22 protein-coding genes are annotated in these 24181 nt (G+C 31.9%); 7 read left to right on the top strand and 15 right to left on the bottom strand.

The window, feature by feature from the left end; translation table 11 throughout:
- Positions 1-45: 45 nt before the first annotated feature.
- Genes AC1VAQ_RS04645 through AC1VAQ_RS04660 form a run of 4 tightly spaced genes read right to left on the bottom strand, consistent with a single transcriptional unit; the run spans position 46 to position 5000 of the window.
- On the bottom strand, positions 46-1257 hold the full coding sequence (locus AC1VAQ_RS04645; protein WP_302596295.1) for a Coenzyme F420 hydrogenase/dehydrogenase, beta subunit C-terminal domain: 1212 nt from the start codon (positions 1255-1257) through the stop codon (positions 46-48).
- Positions 1254-2801 carry a lipopolysaccharide biosynthesis protein gene (locus AC1VAQ_RS04650; protein WP_479903533.1) on the bottom strand — a complete coding sequence of 516 codons (1548 nt, stop codon included), beginning with the start codon at positions 2799-2801 and terminating at the stop codon, positions 1254-1256. Before AC1VAQ_RS04650 ends, AC1VAQ_RS04645 begins: the two co-directional genes overlap by 4 nt.
- Positions 2802-2805: 4 nt before the next feature.
- Positions 2806-3918 carry a polysaccharide pyruvyl transferase family protein gene (locus AC1VAQ_RS04655; protein ID WP_302596299.1) on the bottom strand — a complete coding sequence of 371 codons (1113 nt, stop codon included), beginning with the start codon at positions 3916-3918 and terminating at the stop codon, positions 2806-2808.
- 32 nt (positions 3919-3950) lie between these two features.
- Positions 3951-5000, bottom strand: coding sequence for a glycosyltransferase (locus AC1VAQ_RS04660; RefSeq protein ID WP_302596301.1), 1050 nt, complete (start codon positions 4998-5000; stop codon positions 3951-3953).
- Positions 5001-5164: 164 nt separating this feature from the next.
- Between AC1VAQ_RS04660 and AC1VAQ_RS04665 the strand changes: the two genes are divergently transcribed.
- Positions 5165-6841: an ABC transporter ATP-binding protein gene (locus AC1VAQ_RS04665; protein ID WP_479903534.1), complete on the top strand. Its 1677-nt coding sequence runs from the start codon at positions 5165-5167 to the stop codon at positions 6839-6841.
- Positions 6842-6870: 29 nt separating this feature from the next.
- Here the strand turns inward: AC1VAQ_RS04665 and AC1VAQ_RS04670 are convergent, their stop codons facing one another.
- The 4 genes from AC1VAQ_RS04670 to AC1VAQ_RS04685 form a co-directional block, all read right to left on the bottom strand.
- A complete protein-coding gene (locus AC1VAQ_RS04670; RefSeq protein ID WP_302596305.1) occupies positions 6871-7041 on the bottom strand; it encodes a hypothetical protein in 171 nt (56 codons plus the stop codon).
- Positions 7042-7215: 174 nt separating this feature from the next.
- Positions 7216-9132, bottom strand: a complete 1917-nt coding sequence (locus AC1VAQ_RS04675; protein WP_302596306.1) for an asparagine synthase-related protein — start codon at positions 9130-9132, stop codon at positions 7216-7218.
- A gap of 21 nt (positions 9133-9153) precedes the next feature.
- Entirely contained in the window at positions 9154-9444 is a 291-nt protein-coding gene (locus AC1VAQ_RS04680; protein ID WP_302596310.1) for a lasso peptide biosynthesis PqqD family chaperone, read from the bottom strand.
- Positions 9445-9466: 22 nt separating this feature from the next.
- Positions 9467-10378, bottom strand: a complete 912-nt coding sequence (locus AC1VAQ_RS04685; protein ID WP_479903535.1) for a hypothetical protein — start codon at positions 10376-10378, stop codon at positions 9467-9469.
- A gap of 210 nt (positions 10379-10588) precedes the next feature.
- On the opposite strand from AC1VAQ_RS04685, the gene AC1VAQ_RS04690 reads away from it, so the two are divergent.
- From AC1VAQ_RS04690 to AC1VAQ_RS04710, 5 genes are all read left to right on the top strand, one after another.
- Complete coding sequence (locus tag AC1VAQ_RS04690) at positions 10589-11515, top strand: glycosyltransferase family 2 protein (RefSeq protein WP_302596314.1); 927 nt, start codon at positions 10589-10591, stop codon at positions 11513-11515.
- Between the two features lie 16 nt (positions 11516-11531).
- Complete coding sequence (locus AC1VAQ_RS04695; protein ID WP_302596315.1) at positions 11532-11876, top strand: EamA family transporter; 345 nt, start codon at positions 11532-11534, stop codon at positions 11874-11876.
- Positions 11877-12282: 406 nt separating this feature from the next.
- Positions 12283-14031 carry an ABC transporter ATP-binding protein gene (locus AC1VAQ_RS04700; protein WP_302596317.1) on the top strand — a complete coding sequence of 583 codons (1749 nt, stop codon included), beginning with the start codon at positions 12283-12285 and terminating at the stop codon, positions 14029-14031.
- Complete coding sequence (locus tag AC1VAQ_RS04705; protein WP_302596318.1) at positions 14024-15793, top strand: ABC transporter ATP-binding protein; 1770 nt, start codon at positions 14024-14026, stop codon at positions 15791-15793. Before AC1VAQ_RS04700 ends, AC1VAQ_RS04705 begins: the two co-directional genes overlap by 8 nt.
- A 75-nt stretch (positions 15794-15868) precedes the next feature.
- A complete protein-coding gene (locus tag AC1VAQ_RS04710; protein WP_302596320.1) occupies positions 15869-15997 on the top strand; it encodes a hypothetical protein in 129 nt (42 codons plus the stop codon).
- 67 nt (positions 15998-16064) lie between these two features.
- Here AC1VAQ_RS04710 and AC1VAQ_RS04715 read toward each other — a convergent pair whose 3' ends face one another.
- The 3 genes from AC1VAQ_RS04715 to AC1VAQ_RS04725 form a co-directional block, all read right to left on the bottom strand.
- Positions 16065-18023, bottom strand: coding sequence for a BMP family ABC transporter substrate-binding protein (locus tag AC1VAQ_RS04715; protein WP_479903536.1), 1959 nt, complete (start codon positions 18021-18023; stop codon positions 16065-16067).
- A 38-nt stretch (positions 18024-18061) separates the two neighbouring features.
- Complete coding sequence (locus AC1VAQ_RS04720) at positions 18062-18427, bottom strand: hypothetical protein (RefSeq protein WP_302596323.1); 366 nt, start codon at positions 18425-18427, stop codon at positions 18062-18064.
- A 65-nt stretch (positions 18428-18492) separates the two neighbouring features.
- Positions 18493-19260 carry a DUF3298 and DUF4163 domain-containing protein gene (locus tag AC1VAQ_RS04725; RefSeq protein WP_302596325.1) on the bottom strand — a complete coding sequence of 256 codons (768 nt, stop codon included), beginning with the start codon at positions 19258-19260 and terminating at the stop codon, positions 18493-18495.
- 171 nt (positions 19261-19431) lie between these two features.
- Here AC1VAQ_RS04725 and AC1VAQ_RS04730 point away from each other — a divergent pair, with 171 nt between their 5' ends.
- Positions 19432-20787 carry an aldehyde dehydrogenase family protein gene (locus AC1VAQ_RS04730; RefSeq protein WP_479903537.1) on the top strand — a complete coding sequence of 452 codons (1356 nt, stop codon included), beginning with the start codon at positions 19432-19434 and terminating at the stop codon, positions 20785-20787.
- 70 nt (positions 20788-20857) lie between these two features.
- Here AC1VAQ_RS04730 and AC1VAQ_RS04735 read toward each other — a convergent pair whose 3' ends face one another.
- From AC1VAQ_RS04735 to AC1VAQ_RS04750, 4 genes are all read right to left on the bottom strand, one after another.
- On the bottom strand, positions 20858-21079 hold the full coding sequence (locus tag AC1VAQ_RS04735; protein WP_302596329.1) for a hypothetical protein: 222 nt from the start codon (positions 21077-21079) through the stop codon (positions 20858-20860).
- A 57-nt stretch (positions 21080-21136) separates the two neighbouring features.
- A complete protein-coding gene (locus AC1VAQ_RS04740) occupies positions 21137-22081 on the bottom strand; it encodes a tyrosine-type recombinase/integrase (RefSeq protein WP_302596330.1) in 945 nt (314 codons plus the stop codon).
- 100 nt (positions 22082-22181) lie between these two features.
- A complete protein-coding gene (locus AC1VAQ_RS04745; protein WP_302596331.1) occupies positions 22182-23012 on the bottom strand; it encodes a formate/nitrite transporter family protein in 831 nt (276 codons plus the stop codon).
- Positions 23013-23073: 61 nt separating this feature from the next.
- Entirely contained in the window at positions 23074-23928 is an 855-nt protein-coding gene (locus AC1VAQ_RS04750; protein ID WP_302596333.1) for a coiled-coil domain-containing protein, read from the bottom strand.
- Between the last annotated feature and the right edge of the window lie 253 nt (positions 23929-24181).

Here is a 24181-nt window from a genome sequence, read left to right on the forward strand (position 1 = left end):
ACAAGTTTCTATATTATATTATTAAGTCTCATATGCTTTTATGACTCATTTAGATGATTGTATAAAGTTAAGATGCTTAATTTTTCGCATGTTATTTATTAGTCTTTTGGAGAAATATATAAACATATTTAGTTTAGAGGTGACTTGTATATATCCAATATGTTTAAACATAGCAGATAGATAGTCCATTCTTTGTAGATCCTTCATGAAATTTTCTCTTTTGTTTAAAGAGTACTTTTCTTGTGTTCGATTCTTAAAAACATATTTTGCAAATTCCCATTGTAGTGGATAAAGATTAAATACCTCTTTTAGATTTGGAATTAAAGCATCTGCCTTAGAGGTATTCAATATAATGAGGGACAATCCTTTTTCATCATTTAATACAGGGTTATAATCCATAACGCCCCAAAAGTCTGCAAGTGTAATATCCGATTCATGTTGTACATTACAGTAATGACATTGATAACAACTTTTACGTAATGTTAAACTCTTTTTCATAAAGGCATACATATACCAATCAGTATCTAATGTACGGTCATATATACTACCATTTTCAAAAGTTACGCGTAAATGATGTTTCCACCAGGGATGTTGTTTATCTGTTTTAGGTCTAAAGTCAATTGAACTAAGCTTCGACTTATATTTTTTTTCAAGAAACTTAATATGGGCTTGAAGAAGTTGATTAGAAGGGACGCCATGACAGATGAAATCACATAAAAAGAGTTGCTGATCATAACCTTTTTTATTAAAATAAGATTTAATACCATTTACGTGGCAAGGGGTCCCTACGAAGAGTACCTTTTTACCTTGCTTTAAATCTTCTTCTATTTGAACAATAATGTTACCGAGCTCGCCTTGAACATATTTTGATTTTCTAAGTTCATTAAGTGTTACTTGCTTTGTACTTGTATATACTAAGCATCTTTTTTCATAATCAAAACTTGTACCGTAGACAATGCCACCTTCTGATAAAAAATGTTCAGCAAGGGCAGTAAACGCACCGCCTGAAGAACTCTGTCGACGTATTTTTTCATCCTTATGCCAACCATAATAAGCTTTCTGATAAAGATGATGTTCTATTTGATGTTGTTGAGGACATACGGCTTGGCACTTACCACATTTAACACATTTTTCCTCGTTAACTATGGGATATAAAAATCCTTCTTCATTTTTTTGCATAGTAATACATTGTTTAGGACAGGCAGTATAACAAGCAGTACAACCTGTACAATCATTCATGTTTGTAAGTATATTCATTCTATTACCTTCTTTCCTAATGACCGATAGATTTTTTTCCAGATTTGAGAGGTAATCTCCCTAATATAGTTAAATTCTTTCATTTTAAAGCAACATAGAAAAAAGACAAAATTAGGTATAATGATACATAACATCATTTTAATGATAAAGTGCCATATACCACCACTAGGTAGAAGTAAACAGCATAATTTAGTAATACCTGCTGCTATAACTGTCAGAAGACAATAAACAACATACTTTTTAAAATACTGTAATGGTGATTTATTAAAGCGGTATTTATAAATAACTAGAGGTTCATACCAGCTAAGAACTAATAATCTGCTCATTAAGGTACCTAGTACAACACCTAACACGCCAAAAGGCTTAACCATAATAATGGAAGTTACGGCATTCACGAGAGCACCTATTAATGGACGATACTTACCTTGAACATATAATCCCATTGTATTTCTGAAAATCATAGTTGGATTATGTATACCAATAAAATAAAAGCAAAATACCATTGCAATTACAACACTTTCACTTAACAAATAGTCTTTGCCGGCCCATAGTGCTATAAATGGATTAATTAATATGTAAATACATACGGAACTAAAACCAAATAACCAAAAAGCTACAAAGAGCATAACATGATATATTTCCTCTTTTTTTCTCGTATCAGCTTCTACATTTAAATTACCAACACTGGCAGTAGTAGCTGAAAAAATTTGTCCTAAGATCCCAGTGATTTTATCTGTTATTAAAGTATAGTTTGAATAGATGCCAACAGCAGCTATGCCAACAAAGCTAGAAATAATAATGTTATCTAGTCCTATAGTTAATAACGCACCTATTTTATAAATAAGAAGTGCTTTGATATTTTTCCAAATAGCTTGCTTTTCATCAGCCTCTAATAAAGTTTTTTCTTTACATTGTAAAATGGGATACATTGTATTAGCTTTATAAGATATGTAGATATTACATAATAAGCTACCTACAATTTGGATGATTAAATAAATCAAAAAATTTCGTGTAAGATAAAGAAAAATAATTTGAATAATGCTAGATACAATAGTAAAACATTGAGTAACTAATGTAACAATGTATTCCTTTTGATCCGCAATAATTAACGAGCGTTTATACGCAAAGAAATAAGTCATTAAAGAATTAGCAAGATATAATAAATATAAGACAATTAGATTTTCAGAGATATTTGGAGTATCTCTAATAATATACTTTAGTAAAGGAATAAATGCTAAACCTACTATAAGTACAACAAATGCAATAGTATGATAGGCTTTAGCATATAGATCCATTAAAGCTTTAATTTTTGATTCATTTTTATCGGCTAATGGTTTATATAGGCTATAAATAATGGCATTTCCAACGCCTAATTCAGCTAAAGATAATAACATCAAGATGTTTCCAAACAAACCGCTTACGCCCAGATATTCAATACCTAAAAGCCTTATAAAAATACCTCGCACAATAAATTGTACGAGGATAGTTATAACTTGCCCTCCCATTCCACATACGACATTAATTAATGTATTTTTTGTTCTCATTTATTCATCGTCCCTTTTCTATAGTCTTTGTACTTTCCATTAAAGACGTCTCTAAGAAATCAAGTGAGTCAACTCTTCTAGTACGTATCATTGAATTAATGCCACTATAATTTATGGCACTTAATTGTGGAAGCTGCTGCCCTGAATAGATAATCCTATCTTGCAGATTAAAGCTTTCCAGTAAATCTGTTAAACGTTTATTAGATCCTTTTATGGCACTATAATACGTATAAAAATTTTTATTTAGATTAATAGATAGGATTGTCCCATGAAATGAATCAGTTATTACATATTGTGATTCATAAATTAATCTAATGAATGTGAGTGGATTAGGTAAAACAATTTTCCATGTACTTATATAATCTAATATACTTGTAGCTATTTTTACGACGTTATAGCCTGTTTGCTGTGCCAGTTCTTTGGCTAATTGATTGATTTCTTTAGAGTTGTTGATTGTATAGAGGAGAATATATTTCTTCTTTTTAGAAAAAGGCTTAGTATAAGTCAGCCATTCTTCAGCTGTAAATAGCATTGTAGGATCAACAACAACTTTAGCTATTCTATCAGTTAAATCATGGATTATTGCTTGGCCACTAATTTCTCTAACGGATAAAAAGTTAATATTACTTAATAGTCTTTGATAAGTTTCGCGATAAGGCATTTCTATATGGTTTACACCAAAGCTAGCAGCATAAGCAATTTTTTGATAATCATTTGGTATAAAATCTAGCAAATAAGATTGATCAAAACCAGTATTAACATAATTCCATACTTGATCGCTACCAGTAATTACAATATCCCATGAATGAGCATTATGTAAAGATTCAGTAGTTCTGTACACTTGACTGGTACAATTTAACCACTTGTTTCTAAAGCACTCGAATTTAATATATTTAATTAACCGATATGGATAATTAATGATGCCATTGATATTACCTTTCCAATTTTTATGCTTGCCAATATCTAATAGATGGTAATACTTTTTTTTATTAGCACATCTGTAATCAATCACTTCAACATTCTCATTAAAGTTTTTAACAGTATTTTGTAAAGCCATTGTTTGCAAGACTGCACCATAATTATCGGAATTATGAAATGTAATAATTCCTATTTTCATATTTGAACCTCCTTAGTAAATGAATATAACTTTTATCTATATTTTTTAATTAGAGATTCGGACATATTAAGTATAAGCATCTGTAAGGGTTTCTGCCTTTTTAAATAACTTAACTTAAGCTGTCGTAATTTAAAACCTATAGCCTTAGTCTTTATAGGGACTTTGAGGGAATAAGCAACCTCTTTAACATCAGATTTTTGCATAATGTTTTTTATGTAACAGTATCTATCCTTTAGACCCCATCCCCATTTCGGGTTCATACATAGGCCGATAATATTCATAACATCATCAATAAAGTATTGCTCTAATTGTTGTTTTGCCCCATCATTATATTGTCCCCATTGTTCTAAAGTGGTCTTAAAATAGTTATATATGTATAAGGACGTATCATAGTAATTTTTTGGAACTTTGTTACTATATATTGTATCAATTACTCTATAATTAGAATACACTTTAGAAGTTGTTATAAGTGAGCTAATGCACTTATAATAGTCAATATTAAAAATGATATCTTGACGTCTTCTTAACTTAGGAAAACGAATGTGATACTTATTAATTAATGCCATACGATAAAGTTTGTTCCAGGGGACACCTAACAGCAAATCATCCCACTGAAAAATCTCAATAAATGTCTGTTCACATTGCGCCTTTGTTACTAAGTGTAAATCTTGTGCTTGAATGACTTTCTTTCTTAAAAATGTATCTTGCTGATCATAAATCATAGCTTGTAAGCTCCAAAGTAATAAATCACACTGGTTATTTTCCATTATTTCATACATTTCTTCTAGCAAATTAGCTTCTATCCAATCATCTGGATCAATAAACATAATATACTTTCCTGTGGCCATTTCGATGCCTTTATTACGCGCTGGTCCTGCACCTTCATTTAAACTATGTTTTACTTTAATTTGTGAATACTTTCGGGCATATTCATTGCAGATTGAACCACTTGAATCCGTTGAACCATCATTGATAAGTAGAATCTCATAATCTTTAAAGCTTTGACTTAATATAGAGTCAATACATTGTTTTAAATAAGGTGCCACATTATAGACAGGTACCACGATACTAATTAACGCCATGTCTACTCCTCTCCTTTATCTGTAGATACGCTTCTATTAATGTTATTCACATCTAGAGACAAGTATGACTTATTTTTAGACAAACACTCATATTACCCTGATTTTGTTCATATATAAGAAGTGATAACTCATAGATATGTTTGTCTTATTGAGAGGAGGTTATTATGAAAAAAAATTTAACTATACTTCACTGGTTACTCCAGCAAACAAGACCCGTTTTATTTTATTTAATACTTATTATTCTACTTAATAGTGTCACCTCGGTTGTGGGTGTTGCCTCTGCACTTGTTACAAAATCATTAATCGATGCAGCCACAACACATGGACCTATTTTTAAGTGGATGGGCATTTTAGGTGGGATCTTAATCTTTCAGATTGTTGCACGATTTGTAGGTAGCTTATTGACGACGTATTGTGCTAATAAATTCTCTAATACACTACAAACAAAACTTTATAGCCATATTACATATAGTGAGTGGCAAGAGCAAATGGTATACCATAGTGCTAATATTATTAGTCGTTTAACCGGTGATTTAAATACGGTTACAACCCTTATTACTTCGTCTATCCCTTCAGTGATTTCTTTAGGAATTACATTAGTTACAGCTTTCTTTACGCTATTATACTTAATACCTAGTATGGCAATCATAGCAATTATTCTTTCACCCTTAACAGTTATCTTTGCAAGCTTTTTTAGTAAGTGTGTTAAAAAGTATTATATGGCATTACAGGATAATAACATTAAGCACCGCTCTTTTCTTCAAGAATCTTTGCAAAATATCGTTATCACTAAAGCCTTTTGTGAGGAACAGCAGAATATCGAGGTACTTAAATCCATTCAAGATAAATCCTTTAAATTATCAATGGATCAAACAAAACTTTCTACCTGTTCAACAACGTTTTTTCATATAGGTGGTGTATTAGGATATTTCTTAATTTTTGCTTGGGGCGCCTTAAATTTAGCGCATCAAACAGGAACTTATGGTACGCTTACAGCTTTAATGCAACTTTTTTCTAATGTGCAAGCCCCATTTACAAGCTTGGCACGCTATTATCCCCAGTTTGTCACGAGTTTCGCAGCAAGTGAACGACTTATGATTTTAGAAGAGCTTCATTTAGAAACCATCAATAAACTTAACTTAGGTGCAGCACCAACTATTGAATTTAAAGATGTTAGTTTTGCATATGAACCTAATCGCCCTGTATTAAATAAAGTTTCTTGTATATTTGAGCCTGGAGAAATCATCGGTTTAATCGGGCCTTCGGGAGAAGGAAAAACTACACTTATTCGCCTGCTGCTAGCACTTGTTACACCTTTAAGTGGCGAGATATTAATTAACGATGGCATACATACCTCAAGGCTTTCTGCTAGCTTTAGAAACTTTGTTTCCTATGTACCTCAAGGAAATACCCTTTTCTCAGGTACCATTGCTTCGAATCTTTATAAAGGTAATCATCAAGCAACACCATCTGATATTATGAAAGCTTTGCAACTGGCTGATATTGATGAATTTGTTTATAGTTTAGAACATCAACTCGAAACATTAATAGGTGAAAAAGGTATTGGACTTTCAGAAGGCCAAGCACAACGATTAGCTATAGCTAGAGCATTCCTTCGTCAGAAGCCCATTTTAATATTAGATGAGGCCACATCAGCACTAGACCCTAATACAGAAATTAAAGTGCTTAAAGCAGTTTCTAAACTTGAATATCATCCAACTTGCATTATAATTACCCATCGTCCTTCTGCATTAAATATCTGTGACAGGATTTATGCTTTAGAAAAAGGATGTCTTATAGAAAAAGAAAGTATAAAAAAAGACTACTGCATAAACAATTAAATTTGATTATGCAGTAGTCTTTTTTATGCTTAGTGACTAAAATTAGCTGGAGAATCAGGGCCACTATGATCACCATAGATGCTTTCAAAAGCGTCTTCAATACAATCTGGGATAGAAGTGTCATTTCCACTTGTAGCAGGGTTACCCGCGGTTTTTGCAAGCCTTAAGTTTGTAATTTCTGGTTGTTCCCATGTTTTCATATAAATCATCCTTTTTAGAAGATATGTATGATAAATAATGTTTCAGATATTATCAGGAAAGTTAAAACATTATTATCACCCGCAAGGCGTTAAATAATATTTATTTGCAAATGCAACAAATTGTACACTACATTTACAGTAACTATTTCTATGCGCTATTTATTTAACTTATGACTAAGCCGGAAAATAAATAGTATTGACCTGTTTTATTTGAATAAAATGATAAAATACTAAAGCCGTCATGAGACTCTTCAATTCAAAGCCATAAATATTTAAATGATTATTTTTTTCATACTGTTTAAGCAAGTGAGCAATTTTAGGGAAATCTAAGTAGTCCTTAATACTAGAATCACTTAATAGCAGTTCTAATTCTTCTTTGATTTCAGAGCTATAAGGCATTAGGCGCTGCACCCAATCTGCAGCTTGCTTACCTCTTGTGTAGTAATTTAAACGGATGCTATTTGGTACAGCATCCTTCATGGCTCTCCTAATTAGCGAACGTTCTTCACCGTGATAAACAAATTGTTTCTGTGGAATGCTTAAACAAAGTTCAATAACACGCTTATCTCTAGTAGGATCTCTTCTAATTAAGCCATAGGTAAGCGATTGTTTCGTCTCTATCGCCCCCATATGTGAAAATAAAATTAAATTTGTAGTAAATTGTTTCTGACTATGTTCTTCTAATATTCTTTTGTCATTAAAGAGATATCCTTTTTGTTTAATACGTGCTAAACAGTGATATTTCTCAGCAAGTTTTGGGTTAACGATGGCTAATGGGTCTACTTGTAAACTACTACTTTTAAATTGATTAAATAACTTCTTTAAGACAGTAAGATACGCTATTTTTCGACTACTATGATGAAATTTACAAAATGCATTAATTTCTTTTATTAAACATAGCCAACGCCCCTGATGAAATAGTGTATTCCAATAGCAGAAAACATTACCCTGTGAGATAGAAAAATTGCCAAACTGACCATCTAATAAAACTTTACACTGTTTTTCCTGAGCAGTTTCTAAAATGCCTTCTATCCAATATAGGTTTTCGATGACTTTATAAGGTTGCTCTAGAATTTGAATCCTTTTATCTATACCTTCAAAGGCGTTCTTAGCATCAAAACTCTTAAAACAAGGTTCTATATTGGGATATAGTTTTTGCATTTCTAGGACATAAGGAGATTCATCAACTATTTTAGAGCTCCCCATTTGATTACTATATGCCATTAAGGGAATTTCAGTAAAACTCATGAGCTTTTTATTTTGTTTGGCAAGTTCTGGTGCTGCTACAGCAGCCACAGCAGTAGAGTCTAATCCGCTACTAAGCATAATACCTACATTTTCAGAAGAACGTAAGCGACATTTTACAGCCTGATTAAAGACATTTCTAAATGCTTTCTCATATGCAGCATTATTACCTAGATTTAAGGTTTTGATGCGCTCAGGATGCCAATATTGTAACATATGTATTTTTTGATCAGCCGTAACAATAAGTTGATGACCTGGTGGAAGTTGATTAATTCCTTGATAAACTGTTTCATCTATACATATTTCATGTACAACACCTTGAATGGTTAGAAAATCAGCTACCCACTTTTCATTTAAGGGTCTCTCTCCTATTACTTGTAAAATGGGTGCCATCACTGTACAGAAAATAAACTGCCCAGAAGCTTGTGTATAGTATAAGCTCCTTTTACCTACATGATCCCTTACACAAAAAAGTATTTTTTTGATGTTATCCCATATAGCAAAAGCAAAGTCACCTATTAAATGCTCGCTACAATGTGTGCCCCATTTTTGATAAGCTGCTACAATAATTTGACTGTCTGATATATCTTTGCTAATATGCAAGCTTGCAATAAGCTCTTCCCTATTATCAATAATAGCATCTGCTGTAATACTTAAGGATGGTGTTTTAAAGGGAAGCTTTTCCTTTAAAGATTCTATAGTGAAATACTGCATACCACAGGCCATATAAGCTTGTGATTGTTGTAAGAACGCTATTGGTTGTGTTTGATAACAATTCATAGCATTTAATAAGACTTTATAATGTGATTGACTTGCTGTACCTAAAATACCACCGATAATGCTCAACTTATAGCCCCCTTGCGTTTATCATGCTATAACAGCTACTAAATCTGCATTATATAGTTTCTGTAAATAGGCAAGAACTTGCTCTTCACAAACAGTTTGTGATACATCATATTCTTTTAATAGGTTTTGAACTAAATTTTCTACGGTAATAGGATTTTCAATTCCTTCCCAAATACTAGCCCCTATACTATTTAAGGCATAATAATTGCCTGTATCTAAATCCATCATTACCTTATCATCATCTAAATCAGTTAGATATATTTCCCTTTTTTGAAGGACCGTTGTTGTTAATGTAATATTTTCTTTCTTCATAAACTTCACTCCTATAAAATAATTATTTTTGATTATTAATTACAATTTTTTCTAGCATTTCATTAATACAAAAGTGATCTTTTGGTCTTGTTATTACAAAGTATGAGACGTTAGTTGCTATTTGAATTAATTGTTTCATAAAAGCTGAAGAAGTTCCTGTATAGTATCTAACTTGTAATCTAAATAAATTTTTCATTAAACCAATAAGTTTTGCCTTACCTTTTTCTTCCTTAATTTGTACATAAGATACATCACAGGGGCGTATTTCATAAATAGCCTTTACTGGAACAATTTTTTTTGAATAGCATGTTAAATGATGCGTAATATACTTACCTTTGGCATAGCTTACCTTTTTATAGTTAGTCTTATCGATGTTTAAGTGATTTAAGGCATTTTCACACAGCTTTTGCTGGGGAAAGCCTTTATAGGCATTAACTGTATTGCTATTATTTAACTCTAAAAGATTAATATCATCTGATAATAAGGGATACCCTTTTAATCTAAATGCTGTCGCAATAGTAGATTTTCCTACACCGCAGTTTCCACAAAATAAAATAGCCTTGTTATCTATTACCACACTACTACTATGTAGAATAACAGCTTCTCTTTGTGCTAATAGCACACCTAATACGGAACCTAACAAAAATAAAATGATGTTCCCATCATCTAAGCTTTCCATAGGTTCTATGCGAATATAATTGCCATGTGCAACATAATAATTGGCCACCTCTTCTACCTTTAGACAATATTCATTTTGAGCTAATTGACTATAGCTATTTTCATAAAGAACACTTTCTTTTATAGCAGGAATTTGCCCTAATTCAATAAAAACATCTGGTGGAGTATCTATTTCTTCACTTTTATCCAATAGTGCAAGCTCTAATTGACTTTCTACTTGTAAATTAAATAGCTGATATTTATATAGTATATTCATCCTTAGCCTCCCAGCATCTCAAACTTGTCCTCCATTCATCTTATGATAATTTATATATAATTATGCTATTTACACATTATATATAGGAAAAAACAAAGTGTTTAACCTAAGTATGATTTTTCGGCAGTAAAGAATTTAAGCATTAATAAAGCATATCTATCTTTATATCTTCATATATAACTAGAAATAGCTTGTATAGGAGGTGTATAGATGCAAACATTAACAGTTATTGTGCCATGCTATAATGAAGAAGTTGCTATCCCCTATTTACATACAGCACTCCGTGAGACTATGTCTAAACTTGATTCATTAGAATGTGAAGTTTTATTTATTGATGATGGTTCTACAGATCATACATTAGAAGTCATTAAATTACTTCAAGCTACTTATTCTGATATTCACTATATTTCATTTTCACGTAATTTTGGAAAGGAGGCAGCTATCTATGCTGGGCTTAAAAATGCAACTGGAGATTTCGTTGTAGTGATGGATGCGGACATGCAACATCCACCTAAGTTGCTTATTGAAATGTATGAAACGTTATGTAATAAAAAATGCGACTCCGTGGCAACGAGACGAGTGACACGCAGAGGTGAACCGCCAATTCGCTCATTTTTTGCTAGATGGTTTTATGCAATTATGCATAGACTTTGTAAAATTGAGGTTGTAGATGGGGCCTGTGACTTTCGTCTTATGACAAGACAAATGGTGAATGCGCTATTAGAGATTACAGAATATAACCGTTTTTCAAAAGGACTTTTTAGTTGGGTAGGTTTTCATACAGAATGGATTGAATATGAAAATGTAAAACGTATAGCAGGTGAAACGCATTGGTCTTTTTGGGGACTTTTACGTTATTCATTGGAAGGGCTCATTGCCTTTTCTACTGCGCCCTTAGCTTTTGCTTCTATTATGGGATTATTCTTTTGCATATGCTCATTTGTAGCTATTGTTTTTACTATTGTGCGTCAGCTCATTTGGGGAGGTTCTGCTTATGGATGGCCTTCCTTAGTTTGTATTATTTGTTTTATCAGTGGTATTCAGTTATTCTGCATTGGTATTTTAGGTCAATATTTAGCTAAGACTTATCTAGAAACTAAGCATAGGCCTATTTATATTATTAAAGAAATTCATTAGTTAAAGGAAAAAGACTATGATTATATTTATTTGCTATATTGTACTTACAGTAAGTGGTTTAACTTTGTTTAAGCTTGGCAGTCCAACTAATTTTTTTCATTTAACAGTAAAGCAATTAGAACTGCACTTTTCATTACTTTCACTATTAGGCATCTTTTGCTATGGCTGCAGTTTTATCCTATGGCTGGTGATTATTAAGCATGAATCACTGAGTTATATTTTCCCTATGACGAATGGTATTATAACTTTAATGACTTTAATAAGCGGTGTCGTATTATTACATGAGTCACTGCAGTTTCCTCAGATTATAGGAATTATATGCATTATTACAGGTGTCATACTTATCAATTTATTTAAATAAAGTATTATATTTTCAGAAAAGTGTTTGACATTGTCAGGATGACTTATTATAATAGGCATATGTTGATTTAATAAAAAAATAAAAAATTAAGGAGGTGGATTTATGTTTTTACATTTTAATAATCAAGAAGTTAAACAATTAAATATTAAAATAGATCCATCTCCTATAGATGGGTCAAGTAACCAAGGCCACTATATTATAGAGCTCATTCGTATAACTTTGTAGAGTATATAATTTTTGAATGAGATAATATTATTTTGTAATAAAAAGGTCATGGTTTTACTATGGCCTTTTATCTGTTTATTTAATTTTGATGTCCTTAAATAAATTGATTAAAAAAGGTCATAGTAACACACTATGACCTTTTTTATTTTTATAAAAACATAATATTAAAGGGGGAATATATTTGTTAAGAGTATTACGCTATGTTATAAAACATAAAAAGCTACTGATATTAGGCACACTTTGTATGCTGCTTGTTATTGGTATTGATCAAATTTCACCACTTCTGCAAATGATACTTGTAGATCACATTATTATTGAAGGTAAAGCTGAATTATTTAAATATGTTATTTTAGCTATGTTGATTTTAACAGTTTTAAAATCAGCCTTTGGGTTTATTAAGGAATATACCTATGACCTCATAGGTGTTCGTGTGCATACAGCATTAAAAAATGAGCTTTTCAAGCATATGGAAACATTTGAATTTACGTATTACGATAATATGAATACTGGTGAATTAATGTCACGTATTAATGAAGATATTGAAAATGTGTGGCAAACAATTGGCTTTGGTTTACGAATGTTTGTGGAGAACATTTTTTACTTTACATTCAGTGCCATTATTATCTTTGTACTAGATTGGCGATTAGCTAGTATTTGTGTAGCTTTTATGATTCCTATTAGCTTCATTGCAATAAAGATAGAAAAACTATTTGGCATCAGCTATGGGAAACTGAGTGATCAAACAGCTATCATTAATACAACTGCTCAAGAAGATCTTTCAGGTATGCGCTTAGTTAAGGCCTTTGCACGTGAAAAATATGAAATTAATAAGTTCCTAAAACTTAATCAAAAGTTCTATGATATTAATATGGAAATTGCGGATACAGAAGCTAAATATATGCCACTTATTGAGTTTTTAACGAATATTTCTAGTGTCGCTATGATTATATTTGGTGGCGTATTTATTTTAAAAGGAAATATGTCTATGGGCGTTTTAGTTGCCTTTAGTAATTATATTTGGAATCTTATTTGGCCTATGCGTCAATTAGGATGGCTTATGGGGGTACTTTCTCGTAATCAAGCTTCGGCAAAAAAGGTATTTGCAATACTTGATCGTCAAACTAAAGTCCAATCTCCTTCAAAAAATGCATATGCACCGGAAAAAATAGAAGGTGATATAATCTTTAATGGCGTGAATTTTAAATATCAAGATGAAAAGGTATTAGAAAATATTAATCTTACCATTCCTAAAGGCAGTAAGGTAGCAATTATGGGCACAACGGGTGCCGGGAAGTCATCACTTATTCAGTTACTTGGCCGTTACTATGAGGCTTATGAGGGAGATGTATTAATTGATGGCGTTAATGTAAAAGACTATGACTTAAATGTACTACGTCGCCAAATGGCCATTGTGCCACAAGATACGTTTTTATTCTCAGATACCATTGCGAATAATATTCGTTTTAGTAAACAAGATGCTACATTAGAGGAAATCAGAGAAGTATGTAAAAAGGCTTGTATTTTAGAGTTTATTGAAAGCTTACCTGAGGGATTTAATACAGAGATTGGTGAACGTGGGCTTGGATTATCTGGTGGGCAGAAACAAAGACTTGCTATCGCACGTGCATTACTTCGTAAGGCACCTCTATTAATTTTGGACGATGCGACTTCTGCTCTTGATATGGAAACAGAACATGCACTACTTACTTCGTTATATGAATTAGAAAATGCCTGCACCACATTTATCATTGCACATCGTATTTCTGCTGTGAAAAATGCAGACTTAATTGTTTATCTAGAAGATGGAAAGGTTAAAGAATCTGGTACACATGAAGCATTACTCAAACAGAAAGGTTGCTATTATGAAGTCTTCTGTAAGCAATATGAAGACTTTAATACACTAGAAAAAAGGGGGGTTAAAATTGGCTAATTCTTCAAAGAAAAATTTAATTAGACGTTTACTAACTTATCTTAAGCCTTATAAAATACCAACTTGTATTGCAATACTATTACTTATTGTAACTATGTTTTGTAGTGTTATTAATCCCTATTTATTAGAAATTGCCATTGATAAGTATATTGCTAATGGAGATTTCAAAGGGTTATTTATTATAGGTGGCATTTTGATTAGTCTTAATGTCATGAGCTGGATTATTTCATATTATCGTACACATATGATTGCAAAAGTTACAAATGAAATACTTGTTAATATCCGTTATGAGCTTTATAGTCATATTCAACAGCTTTCATTTGACTTTTTTGATACGCGACCTGTTGGTAAGATTCTTGCTAGGGTAATTGGAGATGTAAATGCCCTAAAAGACTTATTTAATCAGACGATTCAATCTTTAGTACCTGAAATTCTAACATTAGTTTGCGTAACATTTTTTATGTTTCTATTGAATGTGAAGATGGCACTGGCATGTTTAGTATTACTGCCCATCTTAGTGGCAGCAATGTCTTTTATTGAGATTCACTCGCATAAAAGATGGCTTATTTATCGTGAATATCGTTCAAATTTAAATGCCTTTAGCCATGAAAGTTTTTCAGGTATGAAGGTTGTCGAGGCCTTTGCCAATGAAGCAAGTCATGCTGAAACATTTAAGGAACATGTACAAAAAATGTCAGATAGCTTTATCCATGCTGTCAAGCTAAACGACTTCTTTTGGCCATTAGTAGATCTTTCTTGGGGGGCTGGTAATGTTATTGTATTTTTCATCGGGTACCATTTAGTAATGAAGGGTGAAATTCAAATAGGAACCCTTTTAGCATTTTGTATGTACGTTGGTATGTTCTGGCGACCTATTATGAATCTCTCAACCTTTTATAATACACTTATCACAAATCTTTCTGCTGCACAGCGTATTTTTGCTATATTGGATGAATCCCCAGCTATTCAAAATAAAGATGCTATAACAGGCAAAATATTACCAGCTATAGGTACAATTAAAGGACGCGTTATTTTTGATCATGTAAGTTTTTCTTATGAAGAAAATGTACCAGTATTAGAAGATGTGAGTTTTACAGTTAATCCTGGGGAACGTGTCGCCTTAGTAGGACCTACTGGTGCTGGTAAAACAACAATTGTTTCTCTTTTAAGTAGGTTTTATGAGCCAACTCAAGGGCGTATTTTAATTGATGGTACAGATATTAAATCAGTTGATTTAGAATCTCTTAGAGGTCAAATGGGGATTATGTTACAAGATACTTTCCTATTTTCTACAAGTATTATGGAGAATATTCGCTATGGTCGTTTAGAAGCTACAGATGAAGAAGTTATTGCTGCGGCTAAAGCAGTAAATGCTCATGAGTTTATTATGAAGATGGAAAAAGGCTATGATACCGAAGTAAATGAGAGAGGATCTAGGCTCTCCCTAGGCCAGCGCCAGCTTATTTCATTTGCAAGAGCATTACTTGCAAATCCAAGGATTTTAATATTAGATGAGGCAACCTCTAATATTGATACACAAACGGAAAAACTTGTTCAATCTGGAATAGAAAAACTACTAAAAGGACGCACTTCTTTTGTTATTGCACATCGACTTTCTACTATTCGTGATTGTGATAAAATTATGGTCATCAATCATGCAGGTATTATGGAATCTGGTACACATGAACAGCTTTTGCAACAAGATGGGCTTTATGCAAAACTTTATGAAGCACAATACCGATTAGTTTCTGAAACAGCTTAAAGAATGAATATGTTATTTCTTTATAAGAGATACTAAGTAAGTATACAACTTTAAATTGGGTAAGGAGCTGATAGAATGAGTAATCAGAATTTTTGCATTGCGACCCTTTCAGAAACTGAAAAGCAAAAGCTTTATGAAGTAGAACAAGAACTTAAACAAAAGACAGGCAAGGAATATGTTTTAATTGCATGGGAGACCAAATAATATAGATAGGTTTCTTAATAAACACTAAAAAAGATAGGATATCTAAGTATCCTATCTTTTTTAGTGTTTATTTGTTTCCGGTAAGTCCTTTCATATATGAAAAAGGATCTGTTGGAATAAGTGATTTAATATCAGGAATCTCCCCTTCTACACCATCTACAAGCCAATCCATATGCACAATGTCATCATAATCTAATGAGACATTGCGTTTAACTTTTAATTGCTTATTTTGGTTGTATATAGGACCTTCAAATATATTAAATTCATTGCGTGTAATAGCCTTTTTTACATTTTCAATCAGATATTTCATAGGTGCGTTAATATTGCGGTTTGAATAAAGCAAATCCACAATGCCATTATTCATACCTTGCCAGAAGTTGATTGTACGTCCTTCAGAGTCCTCATATAGTGTATGCCATGTGCCGTTTAAGATGTTTTGGATAACGCTTTCATAAAAAACACCCCAATTCCAAATAGCCATAGCATAATGTGTTTTTTCATGAGTAATTTCATCAATCTTATAAACACCATATCCCTTTGAAACATCACCTGGGATTGGTAAATCTTCATTGGAGATAATATCGGCACCCATATTTAACAGCTTTTCTGCAATGCATTTTCCGCCTTCAGGGTTATCCCATCTATTCGTCCAAAGTGCTTTAACTGTAACATAAGGATTTACTGCACGTGCACCTAATGTGAAGGCGTTAATGCTGCTAATTACTTCTGAAATAGGATAAGGTGCAACATAACCAATTACGTTATTTTTTGTCATACTCCCTGCAATCATTCCTAATAAATAGCGAGGCTCATGAATACGACCATAATAAAGCGTTAGAGATTTATAGGAATGTGTGGCTGCACAGTTAAAGAATTTTACATGTGGAAATTCAATGGCAGCTTTTAAAGCAGGTGCTAAAAAGGTTGGACTTGTAGCGAAAACAAGATCATAACCCGCTTCAGCTAATGTTTTAAAAGATTCAAAGGCACGTTCATCTTCTGGTACATTACAAACTTTTTCTGTTGTAATTTGTCCCTTAAAAACATTATCTATGTGTAGGCGTCCTAGTTCATGACTATATGCCCATCCAGAATTCTCACTACTTTTTGCATATACAAAAGCAATTTTAAGAATCTTTTTAGGTGTCATAAAATCCGTTAAGTTACTTAGACGTAATTTTTTACGTGGCACTTCAATCGCTTCAGTTTCAACACTCACAGCATTTGAGACGGTACCTTGTAATTCTTCAATAATGCTTTTTATATTGGCCTTATGTTTTTCTGGTGTAATTTCTTCAGGAAGCCCATATACTTTTAAAAATGTTAAAAAAGCATCACCTGTCGTAATATTTAATTTTGCACCACCCTGTTCATGATAAATCTGACGGAAAGGTCGATACAGATTTGCTAGGAATACTTTGCCCTTCTCTTCCACTTCAAGTTCTTCGTTAAATGGATAGGCCTTAAAGTATTTTAGTAATTCATCAAAAGAACCTTCTTCAGAAACCCATATGCTATTAATTCTTGAGGCTTTATAAAAATCCATAAATTCATAATAGATATTATTAATTTTACTTTCCGGATTACGTTTAGGGATCAGGCGAATAACTTGCCCACTAATTGTAGTGCCTTTTAAGTATTTTAGCACACTTACACGCTTATTACCTTCAACAACAAAAAAGCGATTTAAATATTCATAAACTTTAATAGGGTCTGCAATCCCTTGTTCTATATGATAATGATATAGATGCATCCATTTTGATGCAAACTCAGTTTTAATCGGCATAATAGGTAAAAAGTTGGCTGTAAAAGAGATACTTCTTGAGTGAGTATATGTACCAATAATTTTATCAATAGGTATATCAATAAGACCTAATGGATATTCAGCGGCTATATCATTAGGCTGAATCATTCCATCTAAAGCAGGTAAGTATCCAGATTCACCCTCAGAAACCTTCTGATTCCAAACTGTTTTTCCATTTTTATATGCTTGCTCATAAATATGTTCTATTTCTATACGATTCATGATGTTCACCCTACTTTCATGTGAGAGAATAAAGGGATTTATTTTCTTTTAAAGCATTCCTGTGCTTCATCATTCATCCCCCAATACAAATATCTACCTTCAATACGATAAGACATCGTAAAAGTTAAATCATCTATTGTATATTCCATCGTATTAGGAGAAATAATATGATAAGTACCAGTAAGTGGACTTGCTGAAAGAATAACTCGCTCATCTTGAGTAAACTTAACAGTTGCACCTGTCTCAGTAGAAATCCATTTACCTGTTAATGAAGGATTTTCATAGTTATTCATTGAGCCTAATGTTAAGAAACTCACAGCAAGTACACTTATAATTAGTAAAAGCATCCATAATTTTTTCTGTGATATATGATGTTTCGTCGTGTACATCTTTGATTTGTACATGATTTCCTCCTCTTTAGAATAATATACTAACTTTATATTACACTAAAAAGTCAAAGATGACAATTTTATTTAAGAATGCTTTGTAATATATCAGAATTAATAGGAAACTCAACAACACCTGCTGCATAAGGAGCAATTTCATATACGTTAAAAACAATTACAAGCTGACCATATTTATTGATATAAAATTGTACATTATCTTTGATTCCAGAAAAGCCATCACTACCAGTGAAGAAAAATTCACCTTTTGCAGTACGTGCTATAATTTGACGGTTAATTTCTTCATTAATTATCTCCTTATAAGGTGCGTTAGCTTTAAATAAACTAGAAAGTGATACTTCCTCATTATTGATAGTATCTAATACAACATATTTTTGTGTACTTAAACCATGTGCACCACCACTGTATTCATAATCTAAAAATTCTATGACAAAGTAAGGATCCACTGTTTCAATAAGTGTATAGTTAGATAAATACTCAAATTTTAAAGGTGGAATATTGTCTTCTAAGTTTGCTTTGTTATAGCTTTCTGCATTATGAATTGCATTAGTTGCTTTACTTTTTCCTTCTTTTAAAAAACGATGATTTAAACTTTTTTCAAATTTTGTATCGCTAAATCCATGAAGTTGTGGTAACTTAATATCAAGATAAAGGGTAGAAAGGTCTTTACTGATATGTTTAGTTGTTGCCATAATACAGGGTATATCAGACATGACGAAAATAGCTGTACCGGGTTTGTCTTTTTTTCCTGTTTTTGCTTGTGCCATTATGGGCGAAATAAGTGTGAATATACATAAGAGGTAAAGCATCGCTTTAAAAATTTTCTTTTTCATATTTAGCCCCCTGAATCGTATTTTTATATTATTATTTTGCCCTAATGAATGGCTTCTATGTTAAGCAAACATTTGCAAATCTGCAAAGTATTTCATTAAGAAAAATATGTTAGGGCCTAAATTGAAAGAGACTCATATTGTCTTTAAGAAAGGATAAAGGTGGATTAAAAAATGAATAAATTTACCAACCATATACAAGAAATGCATCGTTATTTTTATACACGTCGTACTTATGACATTAATTTTAGAATTTATTATTTAAAAAAATTAAAAAAATCTATTTTAAATCATCAGGAAGATATTATTAAAGCCTTGTATAAAGATTTTAAAAAACCAGCTTTTGAAACCTATACAACAGAGATTTATACAACAATTACAGAAATAAATCATATGCTAAAAAATATTACTAAATGGACAAAAGGTAAAAATTATGGGGGTGTACTTCCACTTATAGAGAGCACAACAAAAGTTATGCCTGAACCTTATGGCGTTGTATTGATTTTTACCCCTTTTAACTATCCCTTTCAGTTAGCAATAATTCCTCTTATAGGTGCATTAGTGGCTGGGAATTGTGGCATTATTAAAGTCTCAGAGTATACACCTTATACTAATAAAATACTACGTCAAATCATTGAAGAAGTTTTTCCTTCTTACTATGTAACAATTATAGAGGGTGATGCTAAAGCGTGTGAGGAATTATTAAAAGAACCACTAGATTATATTTTCTTTACTGGCAGCATTGAGGTAGGAAAGAAGGTTATGGCAGCGGCGGCTGCACATCTCGTACCAGTAACATTAGAACTTGGTGGAAAAAGCCCTACAATTGTAGATTATGACGCAGATATTAAGTTGGCAGCTAAACGTATTGCATGGGGCAAATGCATTAATGCAGGACAAACTTGTATCGCACCTGACTATGTTTTAGTACATGAAAACGTGGCTGAAACCTTTATTACAGAGCTTATTAAAGTGCTAGATAAGCATTATAGTAATTCAAAACAAATTGCACGCATTATTAATGAAATGCATTATGTACGTTTATTGCAAATGATGGATGAAGAGAAAATTTGTTATGGTGGTCATTTTAACACAGATGACTTATATATTGAGCCTACTCTTCTTTATCCGGCAAGTATTCATGATCCTGCTATGTCTGAAGAGATATTTGGTCCTATCTTGCCAATCATTCCATTTAAGCGTTTAGATGAATCCATTCGCCTTATTCAACAACGTCCGAAACCATTAGCTTGTTATATCTTTGGTGAAGATAAAAAACGTATACAATATTTACTAAAGCACATCTCTTTTGGCGGTGGATGCGTTAATGACACGATTTTACACAGTACTCATCCAGAAGCTGCATTTGGAGGTGTTGGCTATAGCGGTATGGGACAATATCATGGCTATCATAGTTTTAAAACATTTTCTCACGAAAAGACAATACTTATAAGTGGAAAAAAAGAGTTACCATTTCGCTTTCCACCTTATGCACCTAAAATACCACTTATTAAAAAACTTATTCGTTAAATAAACTTATGAATGTATTAAAATAATAAAAAGCAATATGTCTTTCACTAGACATATTGCTTTTTTATTATTAGTAACAATCAGATCCTTTATTTTTCTTAATATCATTAAGTTTATCTAAAAAATCTTCAATTTGCCCAATTTCCATATCCCCTTTAGCTTGGATTGTATGGATTTTTTCTTCTCTAAAGTTTTTAAGATGCATTGTCATTGTATCGTCATTACCTTTTTCAGTATAAATACAACGATATCCTTCTTTATATTTGTTTTTTAAATCATCATATCCACTCATATTATTCACTCCTTTTTTAGGTAGTATAAGTTAATAAGTGGATTTTAATACCTATTTTTATTGAAAACTTAATTTTTTGATTTGTTCTTGCTTATTATGTGCATCAATTTCATGCGTATAAATAGAAAGTGTAATAGATGGATTACTATGTGAAATTAATGAGGAAATTGTAGAAATATCCATATTAGATGCAATGCAATAAGAAGCAAATGTATGTCTAAATAAATGGGCATGAATATGACGTCCCATTACTTGTGATAGTTTATTCATTAAATCATGTAATGTGCGGGTTGATAAGTAAGTAGATATATCATTTTTGCTAGGAAATAAATATATACTTTCATCTAAATTTTTTATCAAATCTGGATTTAGAGTTTGAAGGGCTTCATCATATAATGTAAAAGCTGCTAATAAATCTTCATGAATAGGAATCTGATTATACTTTGCACCTTTGGTAAAGAGTAAGATAGTTTGCCCTACTAGATTGATATCCTGTTTTTTTAGAGCAACCGCCTCATGCGCACGACAACCTGTATAAAGTAAGAGACTTATTAGTAAGCGGTTACGAATTGCACAATAATAAAGATAATGATAATACGATTGATCTTTTTTTACTTCTAATCGTTTAACTTCTTCATCTAGGTAACCAAAGAGATGTACAATCTCTTCTTTTGTAAGCACTTCTTTGGGTAAAACTGTTTTCTTGTTCTTAATAGGATCTATATACTCATAAAGCTTCTCTGTGCAAAGTTGTTTACGATAACAATACTTCATAAAACGGTGTAAAACGACACGTTTACGTTTGATTGTTGTCACTTTAAGTGTCTTAATACTAATAAAATAATCCTGAAAATCCTCAAAGCCTAATTCATTTAAATCAGTTTTAGATGTCCAGTTTATAAATTGTTTTAAGTCCTGTCCATATGCACGAATAGAGTGTTTAGAAAGTTGCTCACTCTCTAATGCTTCTAAAAAATAAACTACTGCTTTTTCAATTTGCATATTGAAGTCTCCTTAGTGATTGATACTACTTATTATAATACTAAAACAAAAGAGACGCTATAATAGCAACAGGCTATATGGCGTCTCTTTATGTAAATAATTATTTAGATGGTTTTGTAAGTTTTCTATAGATTAAGAAATACATTACTGCAATGAATAAACCACCAACGATATTTCCTAATGTAACTGGAATAACATTTTTTACAAAGAAGTTACCCCATGTTAAAGTTGCAATTTTATCTGCAGCTAAATGTGATGCTTCTACAAAGTCTACATTTGATTTTACAAAAAGTGCTGTTGGAATATAGTACATATTCGCAACAACGTGCTCTGCACCACTAATTGCGAAAGCAAAGATTGAGAAGAATCCGGCTAAGATTTTACCTGAAATATCTTTTGCACCATAAATCATCCAAATCCCTGCACATACAAAGATATTACAAAGCACTGCTAAACAAAATGCTTCTTTGAATCCTAAATTAACTTTATTAACAGCTGTTTTGAGAACATAACCGCCGAAAGCATTGTCACTCATTGTTAAAAGTCCACTGTTTGCTACTAAAAATGCTACAGTTACTGCACCTACAAAGTTTCCTACTAAAACAATTGCAAGGTTTTTAACAAATTGTGCAACTGTTGTACGCTTTTCTAATGTAGAAAGTGCAATTAAGCAGTTACCTGTAAAAAGATCCGCTCCATTAATAACTACAAACATTAACCCAATTGGGAAAACTGCACCAGTTACAAGTTTATTAATCCCTTTGTTTGCGATATCGTGAGCAGCTACTGAAGAAGCAAAACCACCAAGTGCAATATATACACCCGCCATAATTGCCATTAAAAATACAAGTAACACACTACGATTTACTTTGTTTACGCCACCTTCACTTGTGTAGTCTGTGATTTCTTGTGGTGATAAATAATTTGCCATTTGTATACAACTCCTTTTTCAATTTATGAGTATACCATTATACAGAATAAATTTCAATATCTTACTCCTTTTTTTCTCCTGTATTTTGTAACTTTGCATAAAACTCTTGGATTTTTTCATTATAAGCACGTTCTAACTGACGATTTACTTCTTTTAAATCGTTAATTTCTTCTGTAAGTTGTAATTTTTGCTCGAGTAATTGATTTTTAAGTTCAAGTTCATAAGTTGCCTGACGCTTTTTAGTTTCCTCTTCGTGTTTTTCTAAAATCTGTTTTTTTTCTTCATTAAGCTTTTCTACTTCTCTTTGTAAAAACCAAACTTCTGAGGCTAATTCATCATTTCTATTTTTTAATTTGTTATTTTCTTCATTACGTTCACTAATCTCTACTTCTAAGCGTTTATAGCTTTCTAACTGCGCCTTTAATTCTTCTACTTCTTCCTCGAACTTTTGATGTAATAGCAGATTATTCTTTAATTGCGTTTTTTGATCAGCTAATTCTGCTTCAACATCTTTTAATTGAACAGTTACTGTTTTTACTTTAAGTGATTCTTCTTGAATGTCTTTTTGACTCGCTTCTAATTGCTTTTTGAGGCTTTCATTTTCAATTCTTAATACCTTTTCTTCTTCTTCTTTTTCATTAATAATTTCCTCTACCCCTTTTAAACGCTCTTCATACGCTATCTCACTCTTCTCTGTCATATGTAAATACAGTTTTTGAATGCGATTTAACAAAACTTGTAGCTCTTTCATATCACTTTCAAATAAATGACTCTCTGAACGCGATTTTTCTAATTTATAGCTTGTGAGCAGCATACTCATAAATTCTTTACCACTTAATGCATTATTTCTCATTAATTCGGCTAGTTCATTCTTCATTTCTTCGGTTACTTTTACACCAAATGTTACATCACTCATTTATTTACTCCTTTTTGTTAACTTTTTTGCAACTGGTTAACCTATTGATTTGTATGAAGTTAACTTAGGTTAACTTATATTTATATGTTAACATATTTTGCATGTAAAATGCAACCCACCACAGATAATTTTATATTATCTGTGGTGGGTATGAGATAGTGTAAGGGAAAAGATATTGAAATTAGCTCAAAATATTCAGTTAATTTTAACCTAGTACTAGAATTCACCATAATATAACCAGCTATATAATATT

This window comes from Cellulosilyticum sp., from assembly GCF_982396655.1.